Genomic DNA, 20,375 nt, shown 5'->3' on the forward strand with positions numbered 1-20,375 from the left:
GCGAATGACCCCACGACCCCGCACCCGCCGCATCGCGGCACCCCTCACCGCCGGCGTGCTGGCAGCCGGATTCCTCGCCGCTCTGCCCGCCACCCAGGCCCACGCCGCGGGCAGCGTCGTCAAGGTCACCGGCAGCCAGGGCGCCTGGCAGCTGACGGTGGACGGGCAGCCGTACCAGATCAAGGGCCTGACCTGGGGCCCGAGCGTTGCGGACGCCGAGAAGTACATGCCGGATCTCAAGTCCATGGGCGTCAACACGATCCGCACCTGGGGCACCGACGCCACCAGCAAGCCGCTGTTCGACTCCGCGGCCGCCCAGGGCATCAAGGTCGTCGCGGGCTTCTGGCTGCAACCGGGTGGCGGACCCGGCAGCGGCGGTTGCGTCAACTACCTGACCGACACCGCCTACAAGAACCAAGTGCTCGATGAGTTCCCCAAGTGGGTCCAGACCTACAAGGACAACCCCGGCGTGCTCATGTGGGACGTCGGCAACGAGTCTGTCCTCGGGCTGCAGAACTGCTACAGCGGCGACGAACTGGAGAGACAGCGCGACGCCTACACCACCCTCGTCAACGACATCACCAAGAAGATCCACGCCGTCGACCCCGACCACCCGGTCACGTCCACCGACGCATGGGTCGGCGCCTGGCCCTACTTCAAGAAGAACGCGCCGGACCTCGACCTGTACGCCGTGAACTCCTACAACGCGGTCTGCGACATCAAGTCGGCCTGGCAGCAAGGGGGTTACACCAAGCCCTACATCGTCACCGAGACCGGGCCGGCCGGCGAGTGGGAGGTCCCCGACGACGCCAACGGCGTCCCGTCGGAGCCCTCCGACCAGGCCAAGGCCGACGGCTACACGCGGGCCTGGGGCTGCGTCACCGGGCACAAGGGGGTCGCGCTCGGCGCCACGATGTTCCACTACGGCACCGAGTACGACTTCGGCGGCATCTGGTTCAACCTGCTGCCCGCCGGCCAGAAGCGCCTGTCGTACTACGCCGTGAAGAAGGCCTATGGCGGCGACACCAGCCACGACAACACCCCGCCCGTCATCTCCGACCTGACCGTGGAGGGCGGTGCGGGCCAGGTGCAGGCCGGACGTGACCTCGTCCTGGCCGTGCAGGCCTCCGACCCCGACGGCGACCGGATCTCCTACGAGGTCCTCGACAACAGCATGTACATCGACCAGAGCAAGAACCTGGCCTCGCTGCCCTCCACCGACCTCGGCGGCGGCCGTCTCAGGATCACCGCACCCGACCGCCCGGGCGTCTGGAAGGTCTACGTCAAGGCGACGGACGGCCGGGGCAACGTCGGCGTCGAGACCCGCTCGATCCGCGTCGTCCCACCGGTTCCTTCCGGCACCAATGTGGCACGGGGCAAACCCGCCACCGCCTCGTCCTACCAGGCGAGTTACGGTGACTGCCCGTGCACCGCGGCCAACGCGGTCGACGGCAATCAGGCCACGCGCTGGGCCAGTGACTGGAGCGACCCCCAGTGGCTCCAGGTCGACCTCGGCACCCGCACCACGTTCCGGCACGTCCAGCTGTCCTGGGAGGCTTCGTACGCCAAGGCCTACACCATCCAGACCTCCGACGACGGCCAGAACTGGCAGACCGTACACACCGTGTCCGACGGCAACGGCGGGATAGACGACTTCGACGTCACCGGGACCGGCCGCTACGTCCGCATCAACGGCACGGCGCGGGGCTCCGGTTGGGGCTACTCGCTCTACGAGTTCGGCGTCTACGCCTGACGGACGGCCCTCTCCCGGAGCGCACGACCCGCTCCGGGAGAGCACTCTATTGCCTGATTCGCAGGTCCGTTAGGGTGCCTGCATGAGCAGACGGGCCCCGACGCTGGAGGACGTCGCCCGGGAGGCCGGTGTCTCCCGGGCGACCGTGTCCCGGGTCGTCAACGGCATCCGCAACGTGGATCCCGAGATACAGGAGGTGGTCCGCGGGGCCATCGAGCGGACGGGTTACGCGCCCAACCGGGCCGCCCGTTCCCTGGTGACACGGCGGGCCGAGACCGTCGCCCTCGTGGTGTCCGGCGCCGGGGACACCACGGACGCCGGCCAGAACGCCTTCGCCACATCGGTGTTCGCGGACCCGTTCTTCGGACGGGTCATCAGCGGGATCGTCGGCTTCCTGCGCCCCCGCTCGATGCACCCCGTCCTCCTGTTCGCCGAGTCCGCCGAGGCGCGGGAGGAGGTGCTGACCTACCTGCGCCAAGGCCGTGCCGACGGCGCCCTCGTGGTCTCCACCCACGCGGACGACCCGCTGCCCGCCCTTCTCGCCGACGCCCGGCTTCCCGCGGTGCTCTTCGCCCGTCCGTCCCGTCCGGTCCCGCTCACCTACGTGGACCTGGCGCACCGGGACGGCGGACGCCTCGCCGCGGAGCACCTCCTCGCGCGCGGCTGTCGCCGACCCGCCACGGTCTGCGGCCCCCTGGACGTGGCGGCGAGCCAGGAGCGCCTTACCGGGTTCCGTGACACGCTAGCCCGCCACGGACACCCCTACGTCCCGGTCGCCGAGGGCGGGTTCACCCTGGACAGCGGTCTCGCGGCCATGTCCGACCTGCTGGCCCGCCACCCCGACACGGACGGCGTGTTCGCCGCCAACGACCTCATGGCGCAGGGCGCCTGCCAGGTCGTACAGGAGCGCGGACGCCGGGTGCCCGAGGACGTCGCGGTCGTCGGCTTCGACGACTCCAGCATCGCCGTGACCTGCCGACCCCAGCTGACCACGATCCGCCAGCCGGTCGAGGAGATGGCGGCGGAGATGGCCCGCCTGCTCGACGAGCACATCCACGGCGGCCGCACCGATGCGACGTCGGTCATCTTCGACCCGGAGCTGGTGGTCCGCGACTCGGCCTAGCTGTGCTGTTCGGACAGGTTGGCGACGCGGCTGGCTGGTGTGTGCCCGTCGATGCCGGTCACGCCGCAGGAACTGTGCCGCGCCCTGCCCACGCCGGCCGCCGCAGCGGCTGATCACGTCCGTCGGCCGCCGGCGCGAGTGGAGCCCTGGCCCGGCCAGTGGGCGCCACTTCAGCCGTGTGCGGGGTGCCTGGCCCGGTACGACGACCTCGTGACCCCTGTGGTGCTGGCCTGCGGCGAGCCGTGGCAGGTGTGCGTGCGGCACGGCCGGTGGCTGCGCAGCACCGGCGGCGGTTGCGGCTACAGCAGCGGGTGGGGCCGTATGCGCGGGCGCTGCCGACCGATGCGCTGCACCGGCTTCCTGAACGTCGGCTCAGCGGGGCTCGCCGAACCAACGGTCGAGCGCCGGTTCCAGGTCATCCGCGCCTGCCCAGCACACGTAGCCGTCCGGCCGGATGAGCATCGGCTCGGTGTCGGCGCCCTGGCCCACCCGGTCCACCCGGTCCGACCAGGTGCCGGCGACCCCGGCGAACGTGTCGGCCGGGTCCAGCAGGATGCCGTGCCCGAACCGCAGCAGTTCGTGCACCCGGGCCGGGCCGAGGTCCAGGTCCGGTGCGGGCCGGCCGACGAGCGGATGGGTTTCGGCGCCCGGCATCGGGTAGCGGATGGCCATCCCGGACGTCAGGTCGGCGAGATAGTGCTGGACGTCCGGCAATTGGGCCATGGCCGTGAAGATCTCCCGGGCGGCCAGAACGTCCGGATCGCGAGTGCCGGTCCAGTCCATCAGCAGGCTCTGTGCCCGAACGTTGCGCAATACGGCGGCCCCGGCCGGATGCCGTTCCGCGTGATACGTGTCGAGCAGGTTCTTTGGTGCCCAGCCGTGCACGGCGGCGCCGAGCTTCCAACCGAGGTTGAGCGCGTCCTGCATCCCGGTGTTCATGCCCTGCGCGCCGAGCGGAAGGTGGACATGGGCGGCATCGCCCGCCAGGAACACCCGCCCGTGCCGGTACTGCTCGACCTGCCGTGACGCGTTGGTGACACGGCGGGCGTAGCGCAGTTCGTGCAGGTGCACCCGCGTTCCGAACACGGTGCGCAGGCCGTCGCGGATTTCGTCCTCGGTGACCGGGACCTCCCTCGGCAGTGACTGGCCCGGCCCGCCGAGGACCAGTCGGCGCAGCTGCCTGCCCTGCGGATCGGTGCCGAGCGGGAACAGTGCCGCCCAGTGCCCGTCCTCGTTCCAGGTGTGCGACGCGGACGGATCGACGCCGCTCAACCGCACGTCGGCGGCGATGACCGTCAACGTACCGGGCTGACCGGGGAACCCGGCCCGCAGTAGCGACCGTACGGTGCTGTGGGCTCCGTCGGCGGCGACGAGGTAACGGGAGCGGAGGGTGGCGCCGTTGGCGAAGGCCGCGGTGACCCCGTTCTCGTCCTGGGCGAGGCCGACCAGTTCGTGGTCCCTGCGGGCATGGAGGCCGTGCGCGGCGAGGTGCTGCTCGAAGAATCCCTCGATCACCACCTGCGGCACGGACCGCCACGGCAGACGGTGCCGGGCGTAATGGGGCGGCAGCGGAATACCGGCGAAATGGCCGGTGGTGACGGGGTGATCTCCGGTGGCCAGCAAAGGCTCCAGCAGCCCTCGTTGGTCGAGCGCCTCCAGGGTGCGAGGCTGCACGCCGCCTGCCTTGGACAGGTCACTGCGCTGCGACAGCTTGTCGACCAGCACGGTCGACACCCCCGCCAGCAGCAGCTCGTTGGCCAGCGTCATGCCGGTCGGGCCGGCGCCGACGACGAGCACATCGGTGTCCATGGACTCTCCTCTGGCTGTGTTCGATCAGGACAGACGCAACGCTGCGTCGGCCGAGCCGCCCGAGCCAGAAACCGGCCCGATTGCGCTGTTATCTGACGACGTCTAACCTCGGCTCGGTGGAATCCGACTACGACGAGCTGGATCTTCGGCTCGTGCACGCCCTGCAGATCAACGGCCGTGCCCCGTTCAGCACCATTGCCGCGGTTCTCGGCGTGTCGGATCGCACCATCGCCCGCCGGTACGCCCGGTTGCGGTCGGCCGGGGCGGTGCGGGTGCTGGGCGGGGTCGACCCAACCGCGCTGGGTGCCACCCTGTGGTTCCTGCGGGTGCGGTGTGCGCCCGCCGCGTCGCTCCCGGTCGCCGAGGCGCTGGCCAGACGCCCCGACACCTCCTGGGTGAGCCTCAGCTCCGGCGGCACCGAGATCACCTGCGTGGTCCGTACCGAGAGCGAGGCGGACAGCGAGGCACTGCTGCTGGCCAAACTCCCCCGCACCCCGCGCGTGGAGGGCGTGACCGCGCACTCCTTGCTGCACGCCTTCTACGGCGGCCCGGACAACCTGGTCGGAAAACTCGGGTCGCTGGACGTGGAGGCGATCGAGCGACTGCGCCCGCCTCCGGTGCCGCATCGACGGGGACCGGTGCGGCTCGACGACGGTGACCGCAAACTCCTCGCCTTGCTCGCCACCGACGGCCGGGCCGGGTTCGAGCAGTTGGCCGCGGCGACCGGCTGGTCGCCGACGACGGTCCGGCGCCGGATGACGGAGCTGCGCGAACACGGCCTGCTCTATCTCGACATCGACGTCGACTGGCGCATGTTCGGCGTGAACGTCCGAACCCTGCTCTGGCTCTCCGTCGCCCCCGCACACCTGGAGGAGGCCGGTCAGGCGCTGGCCGGGCATCCGGAGATCGCGTTCGCCGCCGCCACGACCGGCCCGACCAACCTGTACGCGAGCGTGGTGTGCACGAACCAACGGGAGCTGTACCGGTACCTGACCACCCGGGTCGCCGCACTCCCAGCCATCACACACATCGAAACGGCACCAGTGATCAGGACCGTCAAGCAGGCAGCGAACCGGACATAGCAACCGACCAACCCCCTGCTGGTTCCATCGCGCAAAGCACGGTGGGTGTCACCGGCTCCGGCGCTGGACCGGCCGCCTGGCTGCACAGCGGCCCTGACAGTCAGCCCGGCGGCTCCGTCCGACGTCAGAGCGCGACCTGATCGAGTCCCAGTTCCGGCACCTGATGCGGGTGGCTGTCTCCGTGCGCGAGGGCGCCACCTCCTCCACGCTGCTGCTGCGGCGCCTGAGGGCCGGCTCGCGCAAGAACGCGACGTACACGGCCTTCCGCGAGGTCGGCCGCGTCATCCGTACCGTTCAGCTGCTGCGCTACCTCTCGGACGCCCCGCTGCGCCGGCGGGTGACCGCCGCCACGAACAAGGTCGAGGCGTTCAACGGCTTCTCCCAGTGGATCGGCTTCGGCAACGGCGGCGTCATCACCGACAACGACCCCGTCGAGCAGGAGAAGACCGCGAAATTCAACGCTCTGCTCACGAACGCGGTGATCTTCCACAACGCCCTGGACATCGCCGAGATCGTGCGCCAGCTCCGGGAGGAGGGCTACGCCATCGACCCCGAGGACCTGGCCCACATCTCGCCGTACCTGACCGAGCACATCAAGCGGTTCGGCGAGTACAGCACCCGTGAGCTCGGCATCCAGCCGGAGGCGTACGACCCGAAGCTGAATGTGGGTTTCACACGACTGCGGGAGGAGGACCTCACCAGCGAGGGCTTCGGTCAGGCGGCCTGACCGAGCAGAGGAAGGGGACCGTGGCGCGTTCGGGGTCTCACTGGTCGAAACGTATCCGCAGGTCGCGGCGTTGTGGCTTCAGGAGCGCAACGGCGGGCTGACGCCGCAGAAGGCGACGCCGAAGATGCAGGTCGCGGTGTGGTGGCGGTGTGCGGCCGGGCACGAGTGGGAGGAGCGGATCTCCAACCGCACCGCGATGCCGAAGTGGAAGAACGGCGATGTCGCCGCCTGCCGCGAGTGCGTCGGCTACCGGGTCTCCCACACCTTCCCCGTGTGCGGGCACACCGCGAGGGTGCGGGCGCTCGCGCCCTTCGGGCAGGAAGCGACGGAGCCGACCAGGCGGCCAGGTCGGTGTAGCCGCCGAGGTCCGTTAGGCGGTGCTCGGGCTGGTCGACGAGGTGATCAGCGTGCGCGCAGGCGTACCGGCACGGCACGGTCAGTGAACCGCTGACTCTCTGAGTGCGGCGTTACGAAACCAGCAGTGGATACCGTGTGACAGGCAGGACCGACTGATCCTCGACAGTTCGCTCCGCCTGGTTAATCTCGGCCCAGACGGCGTCGAGAGACAGGCCGAGGGTGTCGGCGATCGCTGCGATGGTCGGGAAGGCGGGGGTAGCCACACGGCCGGATTCGATCTTCCGCAGAGTTTCCGGCGAGATGTGCGAAGCGAGCGCCACGTCCAGCATCGAGCGGCAGCCCCGGGCTCGGCGGAGCAGGGCGCCAAGGCGCTGTCCGCGTTCTACCTCGGCGGGGGTGAGCGGCAACCTGACCATGACCCCATTCTAATACCGGTACAGTTGGACCGGGATAGTTATTGGACATACATGAGAGGCCCCCCATGATTGAGATCCTGAACTCCGCGCGGCTTGAGCGGGCGAGGGACACCGGCGCCCTGGTCGGAAACATCCTGCACACGCTGAAGCAGCGCAGCACGGTCGGGACGAACCTGCTGGACATCGACCAGTGGGCCAAGGAGATGATCACCGAGGCGGGAGCGCAGTCCTGCTACGTCGACTACGCGCCTTCCTTCGGGCGCGGCCCGTTCGGGCACTACATCTGCACGGCCGTCAACGACGCAGTGCTCCATGGGCGGCCTCACAACTACGCGCTGGCAGACGGGGATCTGCTGACTCTCGACCTCGCCGTAGCCAGGGGCGGGGTGGCCGCGGACGCCGCGATCAGCTTTCTGGTGGGCAAGGCCAGGCCAGCGGAGAGCGTCGCGATGATCGAGACGACCGAACGTGCGCTCGCCGCCGGCATCGCCGCCGCCAAGCCTGGGGCGCGCATCGGCGACCTCTCCCACGCAATCGGCACGGTCCTCAGCAAGGCGGGCTACCCGATCAACACCGAGTTCGGAGGCCACGGCATCGGCTCGACCATGCACCAGGACCCACACGTCGCGAACACCGGACGGCCCGGCCGCGGATACAAGCTGCGCCCCGGACTGCTGCTCGCCCTGGAACCCTGGGTCATGGCCGACACTGCCACACTCGTCACCGACGCCGACGGTTGGACGCTGCGCAGCGCGACAGGCTGCCGGACCGCGCACAGTGAGCACACCATCGCCATCACCGACAGCGGAGCCGAAATTCTCACCCGACCGTAAGGGGGGTGGCGCCGAGGCCGCCAGATGCGGCTTGAGCTGGAACTGCCGCCAGATCCGGCCCACGGTCGACTTCGACAGACCACTGTGCTGCGCCATCGACGTCCGCGACCAGTGGGTGGCGTTCTTCGGCAGCTGTTCCAGCGTGGTGACTACCACCACCTCCACCCGATCAACGCTGACGGTGGGCGGCCGGCCCGGCCGGGGCTCGTCGACCAGTCCGTCCAGCCGCTCGGCAAGGAAGCGCCGCCGCCACTTGCGGACGATGTCCGCGGTCACCCGCAGATCCCGGGCAACCGCGACAATCGGCGGTACTTCCGGCCCCGCACACGCCAGCACGATCCGGCGCCCGCAGAGCCAGGGCCTGGGCCGATGTCGCCCGACGCGTCCACCGCTCCAACTCAGCCCGCTCGTCATCAGACAGCAGCAACGGCTCCAGCTTCGGACCCCGACGAGGAACTGACGCACCAGCAGCAGAAGTCACACACCAACTAACGATCAACTACTGGCGCAGGACACTAGCCGACGAACCGGCCTACCGGCGGAAGATCAAGGTGCAGGCCAACCTCCAGGAGGGCCGCCACGCGCTCGCCCGGAAGATCTTCCACGGCAAGGCCGGACAGCTCTACCAGCGTTACCAGGACGGCGTGGAGGACCAGATCGGCGCGCTGGGCTTGGTCCTGAATGCGCTCGTGCTGTTCAACACGAGGTACATGGACTCGTCGGTGACGCCCGCGCCGCCGATGGTCTTGCCGCGCTTCCGCGCGGACTCGTGCCCTTCGAGGGTGTGGTCGCGGATGTACTCGCGCTCTATCCCGGACATGGCCGCCAGCACGGTGAACACGATGCCGGACGGGTCGTGCGAGCCCTTCAAGTTCCCCGGTGAGGAACTCCAGGCCGACGTTGCTCGCCTTCAGTTCCTCGGCAAGCATGGCGAGTTCGATGCCGCGGCCGAGCCGCTTGTGTTCATGGACGAGGAGGGTGACGGCGATGCCGTGAGGAGCGGATCTCCCCGGCGAGCTTGACGGCAGCCTCCAACTCGGGGCGCCTGGTGGCTCGGGTGGAGATCTTCTCCAAGAAAAGCCGGATCACTCTGGCTTCGGCGAGAGAGTCCGGCTGAGCGTCCAGGGACTGCCGTGCGGTCGAGGCGCGGGCGTACCCGAGACGGACGTGTCTGACCGGCTCGGCGCCGGCGCTCGCGGGCCGGGGCAGCTCGGTCCATACCGAGCCCGGCTTCCGTACAGCGGGGGGCGGCACGCTGAGGACCTTGGCGAGGTGGGGCACGAGGCGGAAGCGGGCGGTGTGGTACCGGATCGCCACCTTGCTCTTGCCGGTCCGGCTCGGCGAGCCCGCCGGGGCGGCGCTGGTGGACATCGGGCAGGTGCGCGATTCCACGCGGTTGAAGTCGTCGCTCTCGCCCCAGACCGTTTCATGAGGGCGTTTCAGACGTCCAGTCGGTTGCAACAACTCATGAAACATGATCGCCGCAGGTGGGCCTTCGGGCAGCGGGGTGTTTCATGAGCGACCACCTGTGAAACACCGATGCCCGGCCCATCGGTGGAACCGAGGGCGCCTTCCGTGCACGTCTCAGCCCATACGCATCCGGACGCGCTCACACGACACCGTCGGCCTCTGCCCCGCCGCCCTGCGCTGATCTCACCGGAGCCGACCTGAGTTGCATCTGTCCCCGGGGTGGATCATCAGATCCAGGTGGGCACGTGCCCCTCGGTGTAGCGGGCGCCGAAGCCCCCCAGAGGCAGGATCTCGTCGATGGCCTTGATGCCGGCGTCGGTGAGGGCGAGGTCGGCGGCGCCGGCGTTTTCCTCGATGCGCTTCGGGCTGCGGGTGCCGGGGATCGGCACGATGTGCTCGCCCCGGGTCAGGAGCCAGGCCAGGGCCAGCTGGGAGACGGTGGCACCCTTGGCCGCCGCGAGCTCGGCGAGCCGGTCGACGGCTTCGACGTTCTTCTCGAAGTTGCCCGGCTGCCAGCGCGGGTCGACGTTGCGCATGTCGGTGGCTTCGTACTGGCCGGCGGGCTTGGCGGTGCCGGTGATGAACCCGCGGCCGAGGGGGGAGTAGGCGACGAAGCCGATACCGAGTTCGTCCAGGGTGGGGAAGAGCTGCTCGACGTCCCGTTCGAACAGGGAGTACTCGGTCTGCAGGACGGAGACCGGCTGCACGGCGTGCGCCTTGCGGATCGTCTCGGGTCCGGCCTCGCTGAGGCCGAAGTACTTCACCTTGCCCGCGTCGATCAGCTCCTTGACGGTGCCCGCGACCTCCTCGATGGGCACCTCGGGGTCGACGCGGTGCTGGTAGAAGACGTCGATGTGATCCACGCCGAGGTAGTGCAGGCTGTTGTCGGCGACCTTGCGGATGTTGTCGGGCCGGCTGTTGAGGGCGCCGCCGATCTGCTCGGGAGGCACGGACATGTCGACACCGAACTTGGTGGCCAGGACCACGTCGTCGCGGAAGTCCCTGACCGCCTTGCCGACCAGGCTCTCGTTGGATCCGGTGCCCCAGCCGTACATCTCGGCGGTGTCGAAGAAGGTGACGCCCAGGTCGTGCGCGCGGCGGAGGGCGGCGACGCCGGCCGCCTCATCGGTGGGTCCGTAGGCCATCGTCAGGCCCATCGCGCCGTAGCCGATCGCCGAGACCTCAAGGCCCTGACTTCCCAGTGTCCGGTGCTGCATGACGCACTCCTTTGAATAGAACTAAAGGGTGGCTTATGAACGAAAGGTGCTTTATGGGTGATACGCCTCGTGCAGCCTCTCGCCAATCCGAACGATTCTGCTGGGTACGCTTGCCGGCATGACCCCTCAGACCGGGGCAGACTCCGCCCCCTGGTCCGGAGTTGCCGTTCGCCCGTGCGGGGTGGGGCTGCCGGGGCGGTTCACGGACCGTTGTGTCAGTGCGCTGCGGCGGTCAGTCCGGCGCGGTGGATCCGAGTGTGCTTGGCGACGCGCCGGCCGAGGTGGCGGGCGGTGTTCAGGTCTGCGTCGTGGACCGCGGGTGTGTCGTTGAAGCTTTGTGCGCCGGCGCCGAGGTAGAAGCCGAGGCGGTTGTCGTCCTGGGGGCTGGATGTGGTGGTGTTCCAGCCCGGCAGGAGGTTAAGGCTCACCCAGAGCATTCCGTGCTGGGCCGCCAGGAGCGAGAGGTACTGCAGGGTGTGCAGCTTGTCGCCGCTCATGGAGCCGGAGTTGGTGAATCCCGCCGCGAGCTTGTCGCTCCAGGCGCGGGTCATCCACCGCTTGCTGCTGGCCTCGGCGAAGGCGTGGAACGCCCCGGACGCGGTGCCCATGTAGGTGGGCGTGCCGAAGATGATGGCGTCCGCGGCGTCCATCAGTTCCCAGTCGGCGTCGCCGAGGGATGCGACGTCCACGCTGTGGACCTGCACCCCGGCAACGGAGCGTGCGCCGTCCGCGACGGCCGTGGCGATCTGCGCGGTGTGGCCGTAGCCGGAATGCGACGCGATGACGATCGAGATGTCGGACATGGATGTTCCTCTCCTGCCGCGATGGCGGCGTGTTCGGTGGTGGTGCCGGGGGACGACGAGCTGCCCGCTGCGGCGGTCGGCCGCACTGCTCCACGCGCGGGGGACCGACGACCCCGGCCGGGGTGCGGCATGCCCAGGTCTCGCGGGCCGAGGCCGACCGCCATCAGCGTGGATCATCGTTCCGCTCTAGACAGTAGCACCGATAAAGCGGCGATACGCAAAATGGGATATCGTTGTTCCGTGAACGAAGGACGACGCGCCGCGCGGCGCCAGGTGCTCCAGGTGGCCGCCAAGCTTTTGGAGGAGGGCGGGAGCGAGGCGGTCTCCACACGCGCCGTCGCCGCAGCCGCAGGTGTCACGGCCCCCGCGCTGTACCGGATGTTCGGTGACAAGGACGGACTCCTGGCCGAGCTGGCCGCCTACGGGTTCGAGATGTACCTGGCCGAGAAACGGGAGGCACTGGCGCTGACCCCCGACGACCCGGTGGCCGACCTCTACCGCGGCTGGGACCTGCACGTCGACTTCGGAGTGCAGCACCCCGCGTTCTACATGCTCATGTACGGCACTGTGCAGCCCGGGCGGCGGCCCCCGGCCGCGGACGAGGCGCACGCCCTGCTGGTGAGACTGCTGGGCCGGGCGGCCGAGGCCGGGCGCCTTCGGGTTCCGGTGGAGCAGGCGACCCGCGTCATCCACGCGGCGACGACGGGTGCCACGCTGGCGCTGATCGGCGAAGAGTCCTCGGAGCGGGACCTGGCCACTTCGGCACGGCTGCGGGACACCGTCATCGCCTCGGTCACCACGGACCCGCCCGCCTCGTCCGGATCGGACCTGGCCTCGCGCGCACTCGCCCTCGATGCCGCACTTCAAACCGCGCTCACCACCGGACCCCCGGCTGCGGGCGCCGGGGTACCTCTGCGAGACACGGAGACGGCTCTGCTGCGCGAATGGCTGCAGCGGCTGGCAGGCTGAACCGGCCGCCTGCTCCGCAGGCGGTGGGCGCAGTCGGTTACGTCGGCCGCGCGGAGGGCGTTCAGTCGCAGGGGCCGGCTGCAAGGTCCTCCAGCAGCTGGCCGCCATCCGCCACGAGCCAAATCATCCAGCCGTACGCACCTCACGGTCAGAGTTCAAAAACATTGACTTCCTGGCCTGCGCATAGCCGCGCCCGCCGATGGGCCACCTGCCTCTCCGTCCGCTACAGAACGTCACAGCTTTTCATGGCGGACCTGCCGGATCAGAAGATGTGGCGCATCGACCGGCCGGCAGACTACGGCGCGTTCCGGGACGCGGCCCGCGGCCGTGTCGACCTGGCCCGCATCGAGGGCCACTGGGAGGACATTCTGCGGATCACCGGCTCCATCCACACCGGGGCCGTGCGGGCCTACGACGTGATCCGGATGCTGTCCCGGGACGGCCGGCCGACCCCGCTGGGCGACGCGATCGCCCACGACGGGCGGATCGCCAAGACCCTGCACATCCTGCGGCTGGCCGACGAACCGCCCTACCGGCGGAAGATCAAAGTACAGGACTCGACGTCCTGTCGTGCCCATCAACACGCGGCTGGCGCCCAAAGGACAACGCCCCGGTATCACCGCCCCGACGAAGGACTCGGGCGGTCCCGGGGCGGTCTGACCTGCAAGATCCACCTCGCGGGTGAAGGCGGATGCCGGCAGATGGCCTTCCTGGTCACACCCGGCCAGTGGGGCGACGCGCCGCAGATGATCGAGGTCCTCGAACGCATCCGTGTCTCCCGCCCGCAGGGCGGCCACCCTCGCACCCCCCCGTCCGGACCACCTCGGCGGTGACAAGACAGCTCACGCCGCAACCGCAGCTACCTGCGAAGACGCCGGATCGAGCACACCATCCCAGAGCCGCAGGACCAGCGGGCCAACCGCCGGCGGCGTGGCAGCAAGGGCGGCAGGCCCACGGGCTTCGACCGCGAGATCCACAAACGCCGCAACGAGGTCGAGCGGATGATCAACCGGCTCAAAAACTCCCGAGCTGTCGCTACCCGCTACGACAAGAGGACCTACGCCTTTCACGGCACCGTCACCGTCGCGGCGGTCCGCTTATGGCTCCGCCCGTGATCCGTCGGATGGAACTCAGGGGTGCATGACGATCTTTCCCACATGCCCCCTGCGGGAGAGTTCTTCCTGCGCCTGAGCGGCCTGGTCCAGTGAGAAGCTCGCGGCGATGACGGGCTGGATCTCTGCCCGACGAGCCAGCTCCATGAGGAGGTCGAAGTGCATGGGCGTGTGCATCGCGGAACCGATGACCTGGGCGTTGTGCAGGTAGAGACGGCGCACATCAAAGGTCACGCCGTATCCACCGAGTGCGCCGGCGATGACCCACCGGCCCCCTTCGCGCAGCAGCGGCAGCCCCTCACTCACCAGCTCGCCGGCCACGACGTCGAGTGCGACGTCGATGCCCTCCGGGGCAGCGGCGCGGATTGGCTCGGCGATGCCTCCTGCGCGGTCGATGACTTCGTGCGCGCCCGCTTCGCGCACCGCGTCGATCTTGGGTCCACTACTGATGGCGATCACCCTTGCGCCGCGCGCGCGGGCGATCTGCACCAGCGCGAGGCCGACGCCGCCGGACGCTCCCGAGACCAGGGCGGTTTCTCCCTTCCGTAGCCGGCCTCGCTCGATCATGCCCAGCGCCGTGCCGTAGGCGGTCGGCAACGTCGCGAGCTGGTCGTCCGTGAGCGGAGATTCCGTCACGTCGTGCACACGCTTCACCGGCGCTGTCACGTACTCGGCGTATCCGCCGTCGCGTTCGCTCCCCATCAGGCCCACCGGGTTGGCGTCCGGCCCTTCGGTGTCGTAGATCGCGGGGTCGATGACCACTCGGCGTCCGACGAGGCTCCCCTCCACTTCGGTCCCGACGGCCAGGACCCGGCCGGCCACGTCGGCGCCCTGGATGCGCGGGAAGTCGATCGGGCCTCGCCAGCCCGACAGCGCCTTCGGATCGTCCGGACGGCCGTAGGCGCCCTCCCGGGTCCACAGGTCGGTGTTGTTCAGCGCTATCGCGCCGACCTGGACCAGCACCTCCCCTGCCTGAAGGGCGGGGACGGTGACCTCCGTCAGCTCAAGGACCTCCGGTCCTCCGTGCCTGGTGATGCGCACCGCTCGCATGAAATCGGACACACCCATGGCTTGAACCTCCTTCCAGGTATACTGATCTGTGAACACCCTCCACCGTACACCGATCAGTGAAAGGATCCGTCGTGCAGGAAGCGCGGCCTATGACGCCAGCCGGCCGCCGCATCGTGGCGGCCGCCGACGAGTTGTTCTACAACCGCGGAATCACAGCGGTCGGCGTGGATCTGATTGCTGAGCACTCAGGCGTAACCAAGCGAACCCTGTATAACCAGTTCGGTTCGAAAGACCACCTCGTGGCGATCTATCTCACGGAACGCGACCAGCGCTGGCGGTCGCTTGTCCATGCCGCCGTTGACGCCAGCGACACTCCCGCCAAGGCCGTCACCGCACCCTTCGAGGCACTGCGGACCTGGAGCGAGACCAACACCCGCGGATGCGCCTTCATCAACGCACTGGCCGAACTCCCGGACCCCTCACATCCTGCATACCGCATCGCCGCGAACCAGAAGCTCTGGCTGCTGAACCTGTTCAAGGAACTCGCCGCCACGGCGGGCTGCTCGCGCCCGGCCACCCTCGCCACCCAACTCCTCGTGCTGCACGAGGGCGCTGTCGCCACGCAGCCCCTCTCGCTCGACAGCCTTCCGGAGAGCACTGACCTGGCACGAGCCCTGGTGCAAGCCAGCACATCGCCCCGCCAGTAGAGCGTTGCCGACAAAGTGCTGTCATTCGGCCAGGCTGGGCGCGCCCGGTGCCTTCGATCGCAAGGCGGAGGATCGTCCTGGTACGGGGTGTACGGCGGCAATTCCGACAGCACGGCGAGATGCGCGGGCCAGACATCGCGACCCCGGCCATGATCTGCCGGACAGGGCGTAGTGAGTGAAGGTCAGGGACGGGCAGGTCGCCAACCGGCCTGTCTCCATGGCGGTGGCGGGCACCGGCATCAGGACGTCGGCCGCGCCGCGGTTCTTGATCTCGGTCAGGACCTGGAGCCAGTACTTTGCGCCCTCCCCGCCATCGCCGATCCACAGGCCCAGGATGTCCCGATGTCCCTCGGCGTGTCGTTCACCTGCTGAGGAACAGCTTTCGTCACGCGGCTCGGCAGGACTGGGAGAAGAGCGCGAAGGCGCTCAGGCCCGTCTACACCGCGCCGACCGAGGAGGCCGCGCTGGAGCGGTTCGTGGAGTTCACCGACGCCTGGGGCGGGAAGTATCCGGCGATCGTCCGGCTCTGGGATGCAGCCTGGGCGGAGTTCGTGCCCTTCCTCCAGTTCGACGTGAGATCCGCAAGATCATCTGCACCACCAACGCGATCGAGAGCATCAACGCGCGGATCCGCCAGGCCGTCCGGGTCCGAGGGCACTTCCCCACCGACCAGGCCGCCCTCAAATGCGTCCACCTGGCCGGCATGAGCCTGGACCCAACCGGCACCGGGCGCAAACGCTGGACCATGCGCTGGAAGGCCGCACCCCCAAGCCTTCGACATCACCTTCGACGGCCGGCTCACCGCCGGACGCCGCTGAAGAAAACCGACCGAGTTCCACCGCTCGCTACACAGACCCGGGGCAGGGGTTGCGGTAGGGGGCCTCCCCCACATGGCGACGCCACTGGCCACGGGTGAGGGCTCTCCCGGTGACCGCGCAGATGCGGTGGATGGCCCGCTCGGCGTCCAGCTTCCACAGTCGGGTGGTGCCGTCCAGGCCCCCTGTGGCAAGGACCTGGCCGTCGGGTGTGAAGACCAGGGTGTCGATCTCCTCGGTGTGTCCCACCAGGGGGTCGCCCACTGCGGTGGGATGCGCGGGATGGGTGACGTCGTAGAGCCTGATCATGCCGTCGCCGGTACCGACGGCCAGCCGGTGCCCGTCGGGGCGGAACGCGGCGCCCGTGACCGATCCGCCCGCGTCCAGCGCGGTGCCCAGCGGAGTGACGTGGGAAGGGTCGGAGGCGTCCCACAGGCGGACGGTGTCGTCGGTGCTGCCGATGGCCAGCGTGTGGCCGTGCGGGGCGAACGTCACCACGTCGCCGACGAAGGACCTGCCGCGGCGGACCGGGTGCGCGGGGTCGGTGACATCCCACAGCAGGATGCGCCGGTCCTGGTCGACGACCGCGAGCAGATCCCCGTCCGGGCTGCGCGCCAGCGGTCCGGCCCCGGCATTCCTCTCCAGCACGGCGGCACGGCCCTCCTCCCGGGGGTGCCGGGGGTCGCCGATGTTCCAGGTGCGGATGTGGACGCCGTCGTCAAAGGTCTCGAACGGCAGCTTACCGTCACCGTCCCCGATGTCCGCCCCGATGGCGCTCGACTGGTCACTGGTCTCCTCGTGGGTGACCAGTCCGTGTCCGTCCGGGGTGAAGGCCAGGAGAACGACGGTGTCGTCGCGGCCCGCGGCAAGATGACCGAGCGCTCGCGGCCGCGCGGGGTGGGACACGTCGTAGAGGCGTACGCCGCCGTCGGGCGCGATGACGGCGAGCAGGTGCCCACGCGGGGAGAACTCCGCTGCGGTGCCCGGCAGAGAGCCCGCCAGCTGGCGGGGATCACCCGGATCGCTGGTGTCCCACAGCCGCACCGGCCCGTCCTCCGTGCAGGCCGCCGCCATGGTCCGCCCGTCCGGGGCGAACCCGGCGGCGCTCCAGGTCCCGCAACCGAGCAGCACTCCCGGCGGCAGGCTCCAGATCCGCATCACCCTGTCCTCAGTGATCAGGCTGCGCCCGTCGGAGGAGAACTCCATCGCGATCCCGGCAGACGAGCGCTGCCCCAGCGCTTGTCCCAGCCGCTCGGGCAGTTCCGTGGTGACGTCGTTCCAGAGCTGAACGCCGTTGTCCCCGGCGACGGCCACCATGCGGCCGTCAGGGCTGTAGGCCACGTCCTGGGCGTCGGTGCCGTCGGACGTGCCGACCGTGAGGCTGGGGTAGGTGAGGCGATCGGGCTTGTGCACGTCCCACAAGCGCACCTCGCCAGCCCCGGCACCGTTCGTGGCCAAATACCGCCCGTCGGGGCTGAAAACCAAGACGCTCCCCCGGTCCGTCCGGGTGTGCAGCGTCCCGACGGCGGGCGGGCGCCCCCGGCGAGAGGTGTCCCACAGCCATACCTTGCCGTCAACGGTGTCGGCCGTGGCCATGAGCTTCCGGTTCGGGCTGAAGGCGGCCACGTCCCCAGTCAGGGAGCGGGCGAGGCGTACGGGATGCCGGGGCTCGCCGACGTCCCACAGGTCGGTGCTGTCGGCGCTCACCGCGAGCCGGTGACCGTCGGGCGCGAACGCCAAAGAGCCGACATCACCGTCGCCGGGCTTGGGAATTGTGCTCAGCCGGACAGGGTGCGTGGGATGGGAGACGTCCCACAGCCGGACGCCGCCCTCGGCCTCGCCGACAGCCAGCACCCTGCCGTCCGGGGCCATGGCCACCACAGTGCCGAGCAGGGTTGGGCCGAGGCGCCTGGGGTGGTTGAAGCGGGTCGTGTCCCACAGCCGCACGGCATAGTCGGCCCCGACGATGGCGAGGAGGTGCCGTGCCCTGTCGTGGGCCAGCCGTGCGCCGTTGCGGGCGAACACCATCTCCCCCGTGGCCGTCCCGTCCGGCTCCGGTACATCGGTGAACAGGCCGGAGTTCGCGGCACTCACCAGGCTGGTGTAGGTCTGTGTGTTCCGGCGCATCCGGTAGGACGCCACATCCAGCAGTGCCGCCAGGGCCACGTTCTGCGTCTGGGCCGGGATGTCGGCTCCGCGTAACCGATCCGCCTCCGCCGTGATCTGCCGGGACACCGCCGTGGTCCGCTCGGCCCGGGCAGCGGCCCGCTGCTGGAAGGCGACCGTCGCCGCGGCACAAGCCACGAGCACCAAGGCGGTCAGGCCGGCCACGAGTACCCGCAGACGGCGGGTCGTGCGCGCGGCTGCCCGCTGTTCGCGGTCGCGCGCGCCCAGACTTTCGTTGAAGAACTCCTCCTCCAACACAGTCAGTTCGCGTCTGGGCCCGGCAGCGGTGAACGCGTCCTCCGTCGTACCCAGCCGTGCGCCACGGTACAGCGCGCCAGGATCACGATCGAGGTCGTTCCAGGTGCGGGCAGCTTCGGTGAGTTGGCGGTGAAGACGCAGTCGCTCGCGGGCATCCTCGATCCACTGCCGCAGGCGCGGCCAGGCAGTGATCAGAGCTTCGTGGGCGAGGTCGACGGTGTCGTGGTCGAGGGTGAGCAGGCGGGCGCGGGCGAGGCGGTCGAGGACGACAGCCGTGTCGGTGGGGCTGTCGAAGGCGAGCTCCTCGCGGGGAGCAGGCCGTCGGGTGTCGGGGGTTCCCTCCCCCGGGGTGATAAGGCGCAGCAGGATCCGACGGGCGACGTCGGCCTGTGCCGGGGTGAGGCGGGCATGGGCGTCTTCTGCTGTGCGGGCGATCGCCCCGTGCAGGCCGCCTGCCGCCTCGTAAGCCTCGAGCGTGAGGGCGCGGCCTTTGCGACGGCGCCACGTCTCCAGCAGAGCGTGCGACATCAGCGGCAGCGCTCCAGGTTCGTCTTCGACCCCGTCGAGGATGCGGGCTGTCAGCGCCCGCTCGACGATCAGGCCGGCAGCCTGGGCGGGTTTGACGATGGCCTCGCGCAGTTCGTCCCTGCTCATCGGGCCGGCCAGCACAGTGGCGTCCTGCAGCGCGGCGGTCAGCCGGGGATGTGCGGCGCAGCGGCCGAGGAAGTCGGCGCGTACCGCGATCACGACACGCAGTCGGCTCGCTGGGTCGGTGCAGGCCAGTAACTGCTCGATGAACTGGGCGCGTTCGCCCGGGTCGGTGCAGAGCGTGTAGAGCTCCTCGAACTGGTCGACGAGTAGCCACGTGTCGCCGTCAGCGTCCTTCGGGCGCAGCCGTTGTCCGTGGGAGAGCAGGGGATGCTCGCCAGGGGTGATCACGCGCAGTGCGGCTGGCCGGGGACGAGTCGCATCCGGGGCGCGCAGGCGGGGGATGAGGCCGGCGCGCAGCAGGGAGGATTTGCCGCTGCCCGACGGGCCGAACACCGCAGTGAACCGGCGGGACGAGGCGAGATCGAGCAGACGGTCCGTAAGCTCCTCGCGCCCGAAGAACAAATCGGCGTCGCCCGGTTCGAAGCGGGCCAGGCCCCGGTAGGGCGGCTCAGCGTCTTCGTCCTCGGTACGCGGCTCGGCCGCTGCTTCCGCGGCCGCCTCACGCCACCGCGCCTCCCAATCGGCCTCATCGCCGCCGCAGGCACGGGCGTAGGCCAGCACGACCGGCAGCGTCGGCAACCGCTCCCCCGCCGCCGCCTGCGACAGCGTGCTCGCCCCCTGATTCGTCCGCTGCGCCATCACCCGATACGTCGGGCTGCCGGCCTCCGCCCGCAGCTTGCGTAACTCGGCGGCGAACCGCCCCACCGGCCCCGCACTTGGATCGAGCGGACTCTCCGGACGTCCCGCCATCGACATCACCCCCTGCGCCGCTTCCCCCGTGGACGCAGCGCTGTGGTCCGTGAAGCTACGCGCACCCGTGATGCAACGGCAAACCACAGAAGCCGGTTTCTCTCGTTCGTGAGCACCGGCATCATGGTCGTCGGTAGGTTCATACGCGAGAGGACGAGTGCGACGGGTGTCTGGAGACGGGCAGGCGGAACAAGTGCCTTGCGTCAGTAACCTGGGCGAAGTCGTGGATGCAACAAGGCCTTGAGCAATCCGCACGGCGAGGCGTCTTTTGGGAAGTATGTGAAGA

The 20,375-nt window shown here is 69.6% G+C and carries 15 protein-coding genes and 6 pseudogenes; 12 read left to right on the top strand and 9 right to left on the bottom strand.

Going from position 1 to position 20,375, the window contains the following annotated elements; translation table 11 throughout:
• The first annotated feature begins 4 nt into the window (after positions 1-4).
• Positions 5-1,753, top strand: coding sequence for a discoidin domain-containing protein (locus ACWGJM_RS36870; protein WP_453416115.1), 1,749 nt, complete (start codon positions 5-7; stop codon positions 1,751-1,753).
• Positions 1,754-1,835: 82 nt separating this feature from the next.
• Positions 1,836-2,876: a LacI family DNA-binding transcriptional regulator gene (locus ACWGJM_RS36875; protein WP_453416116.1), complete on the top strand. Its 1,041-nt coding sequence runs from the start codon at positions 1,836-1,838 to the stop codon at positions 2,874-2,876.
• 372 nt (positions 2,877-3,248) lie between these two features.
• On the opposite strand, the gene ACWGJM_RS36880 is transcribed toward ACWGJM_RS36875, so the two are convergent.
• Positions 3,249-4,685, bottom strand: coding sequence for an FAD-dependent monooxygenase (locus ACWGJM_RS36880; RefSeq protein WP_453416117.1), 1,437 nt, complete (start codon positions 4,683-4,685; stop codon positions 3,249-3,251).
• 116 nt (positions 4,686-4,801) lie between these two features.
• Between ACWGJM_RS36880 and ACWGJM_RS36885 the strand changes: the two genes are divergently transcribed.
• The 3 genes from ACWGJM_RS36885 (at position 4,802) to ACWGJM_RS36895 (ending at position 6,945) form a co-directional block, all read left to right on the top strand.
• Positions 4,802-5,767, top strand: a complete 966-nt coding sequence (locus ACWGJM_RS36885) for an Lrp/AsnC family transcriptional regulator (protein WP_453416118.1) — start codon at positions 4,802-4,804, stop codon at positions 5,765-5,767.
• Between the two features lie 139 nt (positions 5,768-5,906).
• Positions 5,907-6,494 carry a Tn3 family transposase gene (locus ACWGJM_RS36890; protein ID WP_453416149.1) on the top strand — a complete coding sequence of 196 codons (588 nt, stop codon included), beginning with the start codon at positions 5,907-5,909 and terminating at the stop codon, positions 6,492-6,494.
• A complete protein-coding gene (locus ACWGJM_RS36895) occupies positions 6,430-6,945 on the top strand; it encodes a zinc-ribbon domain-containing protein (protein ID WP_453416119.1) in 516 nt (171 codons plus the stop codon). Before ACWGJM_RS36890 ends, ACWGJM_RS36895 begins: the two co-directional genes overlap by 65 nt.
• A 16-nt stretch (positions 6,946-6,961) precedes the next feature.
• Here ACWGJM_RS36895 and ACWGJM_RS36900 read toward each other — a convergent pair whose 3' ends face one another.
• Positions 6,962-7,267, bottom strand: a complete 306-nt coding sequence (locus tag ACWGJM_RS36900) for a helix-turn-helix domain-containing protein (protein ID WP_453416120.1) — start codon at positions 7,265-7,267, stop codon at positions 6,962-6,964.
• A 65-nt stretch (positions 7,268-7,332) separates the two neighbouring features.
• Here ACWGJM_RS36900 and map point away from each other — a divergent pair, with 65 nt between their 5' ends.
• Positions 7,333-8,100: a type I methionyl aminopeptidase gene (gene map, locus ACWGJM_RS36905; RefSeq protein WP_453416121.1), complete on the top strand. Its 768-nt coding sequence runs from the start codon at positions 7,333-7,335 to the stop codon at positions 8,098-8,100.
• 60 nt (positions 8,101-8,160) lie between these two features.
• Here map and ACWGJM_RS36910 read toward each other — a convergent pair.
• A pseudogene (locus tag ACWGJM_RS36910) lies at positions 8,161-8,514 on the bottom strand (helix-turn-helix domain-containing protein); the annotation flags it as partial.
• A gap of 107 nt (positions 8,515-8,621) precedes the next feature.
• Between ACWGJM_RS36910 and ACWGJM_RS36915 the strand changes: the two are divergent.
• Positions 8,622-8,828, top strand: a pseudogene (locus tag ACWGJM_RS36915) (Tn3 family transposase); the annotation flags it as partial.
• A 235-nt stretch (positions 8,829-9,063) separates the two neighbouring features.
• Here ACWGJM_RS36915 and ACWGJM_RS36920 read toward each other — a convergent pair.
• The 3 genes from ACWGJM_RS36920 to ACWGJM_RS36930 all read right to left on the bottom strand — a co-directional run bounded on the left by ACWGJM_RS36920 (position 9,064) and on the right by ACWGJM_RS36930 (position 11,590).
• Entirely contained in the window at positions 9,064-9,492 is a 429-nt protein-coding gene (locus tag ACWGJM_RS36920; RefSeq protein WP_453416122.1) for a recombinase family protein, read from the bottom strand.
• A gap of 305 nt (positions 9,493-9,797) precedes the next feature.
• Entirely contained in the window at positions 9,798-10,787 is a 990-nt protein-coding gene (locus ACWGJM_RS36925; RefSeq protein ID WP_453416123.1) for an aldo/keto reductase, read from the bottom strand.
• A 215-nt stretch (positions 10,788-11,002) separates the two neighbouring features.
• Positions 11,003-11,590, bottom strand: coding sequence for a flavodoxin family protein (locus ACWGJM_RS36930; RefSeq protein ID WP_453416124.1), 588 nt, complete (start codon positions 11,588-11,590; stop codon positions 11,003-11,005).
• A 240-nt stretch (positions 11,591-11,830) separates the two neighbouring features.
• Here ACWGJM_RS36930 and ACWGJM_RS36935 point away from each other — a divergent pair, with 240 nt between their 5' ends.
• From ACWGJM_RS36935 to ACWGJM_RS36945, 3 genes and pseudogenes are all read left to right on the top strand, one after another.
• Complete coding sequence (locus tag ACWGJM_RS36935) at positions 11,831-12,559, top strand: TetR/AcrR family transcriptional regulator (protein WP_453416125.1); 729 nt, start codon at positions 11,831-11,833, stop codon at positions 12,557-12,559.
• A gap of 245 nt (positions 12,560-12,804) precedes the next feature.
• Positions 12,805-13,117: pseudogene (locus ACWGJM_RS36940) on the top strand (Tn3 family transposase); the annotation flags it as partial.
• Positions 13,114-13,674, top strand: a pseudogene (locus tag ACWGJM_RS36945) (IS5 family transposase); the annotation flags it as partial. The pseudogenes ACWGJM_RS36940 and ACWGJM_RS36945, both read left to right, overlap by 4 nt.
• Positions 13,675-13,689: 15 nt before the next feature.
• On the opposite strand, the gene ACWGJM_RS36950 reads toward ACWGJM_RS36945, so the two are convergent.
• On the bottom strand, positions 13,690-14,739 hold the full coding sequence (locus ACWGJM_RS36950; protein WP_453416126.1) for a zinc-binding dehydrogenase: 1,050 nt from the start codon (positions 14,737-14,739) through the stop codon (positions 13,690-13,692).
• 92 nt (positions 14,740-14,831) lie between these two features.
• Here ACWGJM_RS36950 and ACWGJM_RS36955 point away from each other — a divergent pair, with 92 nt between their 5' ends.
• Positions 14,832-15,389, top strand: a complete 558-nt coding sequence (locus ACWGJM_RS36955; protein WP_453416150.1) for a TetR/AcrR family transcriptional regulator — start codon at positions 14,832-14,834, stop codon at positions 15,387-15,389.
• A gap of 237 nt (positions 15,390-15,626) precedes the next feature.
• Here the strand turns inward: ACWGJM_RS36955 and ACWGJM_RS36960 are convergent.
• A pseudogene (locus tag ACWGJM_RS36960) lies at positions 15,627-15,740 on the bottom strand (transposase); the annotation flags it as partial.
• A gap of 5 nt (positions 15,741-15,745) precedes the next feature.
• Between ACWGJM_RS36960 and ACWGJM_RS36965 the strand changes: the two are divergent.
• Positions 15,746-16,207: pseudogene (locus tag ACWGJM_RS36965) on the top strand (transposase); the annotation flags it as partial.
• 27 nt (positions 16,208-16,234) lie between these two features.
• On the opposite strand, the gene ACWGJM_RS36970 reads toward ACWGJM_RS36965, so the two are convergent.
• Entirely contained in the window at positions 16,235-20,089 is a 3,855-nt protein-coding gene (locus ACWGJM_RS36970) for an nSTAND1 domain-containing NTPase (RefSeq protein ID WP_453416127.1), read from the bottom strand.
• Positions 20,090-20,375 lie beyond the last annotated feature (286 nt).

The organism is Streptomyces sp. NPDC054834 (assembly GCF_053611185.1).

Excerpts from the sequence above, each read along its gene's own strand:
- ACWGJM_RS36870 (WP_453416115.1), top strand. The coding sequence starts at position 5 with ATGACCCCACGACCCCGCACCCGCCGCATCGCGGCACCCCTCACCGCC.
- ACWGJM_RS36875 (WP_453416116.1), top strand. The coding sequence starts at position 1,836 with ATGAGCAGACGGGCCCCGACGCTGGAGGACGTCGCCCGGGAGGCCGGT.
- ACWGJM_RS36880 (WP_453416117.1), bottom strand. The coding sequence starts at position 4,685 with ATGGACACCGATGTGCTCGTCGTCGGCGCCGGCCCGACCGGCATGACG.
- ACWGJM_RS36895 (WP_453416119.1), top strand. The coding sequence starts at position 6,430 with ATGTGGGTTTCACACGACTGCGGGAGGAGGACCTCACCAGCGAGGGCT.
- ACWGJM_RS36900 (WP_453416120.1), bottom strand. The coding sequence starts at position 7,267 with ATGGTCAGGTTGCCGCTCACCCCCGCCGAGGTAGAACGCGGACAGCGC.
- map (WP_453416121.1), top strand. The coding sequence starts at position 7,333 with ATGATTGAGATCCTGAACTCCGCGCGGCTTGAGCGGGCGAGGGACACC.
- ACWGJM_RS36925 (WP_453416123.1), bottom strand. The coding sequence starts at position 10,787 with ATGCAGCACCGGACACTGGGAAGTCAGGGCCTTGAGGTCTCGGCGATC.
- ACWGJM_RS36930 (WP_453416124.1), bottom strand. The coding sequence starts at position 11,590 with ATGTCCGACATCTCGATCGTCATCGCGTCGCATTCCGGCTACGGCCAC.
- ACWGJM_RS36950 (WP_453416126.1), bottom strand. The coding sequence starts at position 14,739 with ATGGGTGTGTCCGATTTCATGCGAGCGGTGCGCATCACCAGGCACGGA.
- ACWGJM_RS36955 (WP_453416150.1), top strand. The coding sequence starts at position 14,832 with ATGACGCCAGCCGGCCGCCGCATCGTGGCGGCCGCCGACGAGTTGTTC.
- ACWGJM_RS36970 (WP_453416127.1), bottom strand. The coding sequence starts at position 20,089 with ATGGCGGGACGTCCGGAGAGTCCGCTCGATCCAAGTGCGGGGCCGGTG.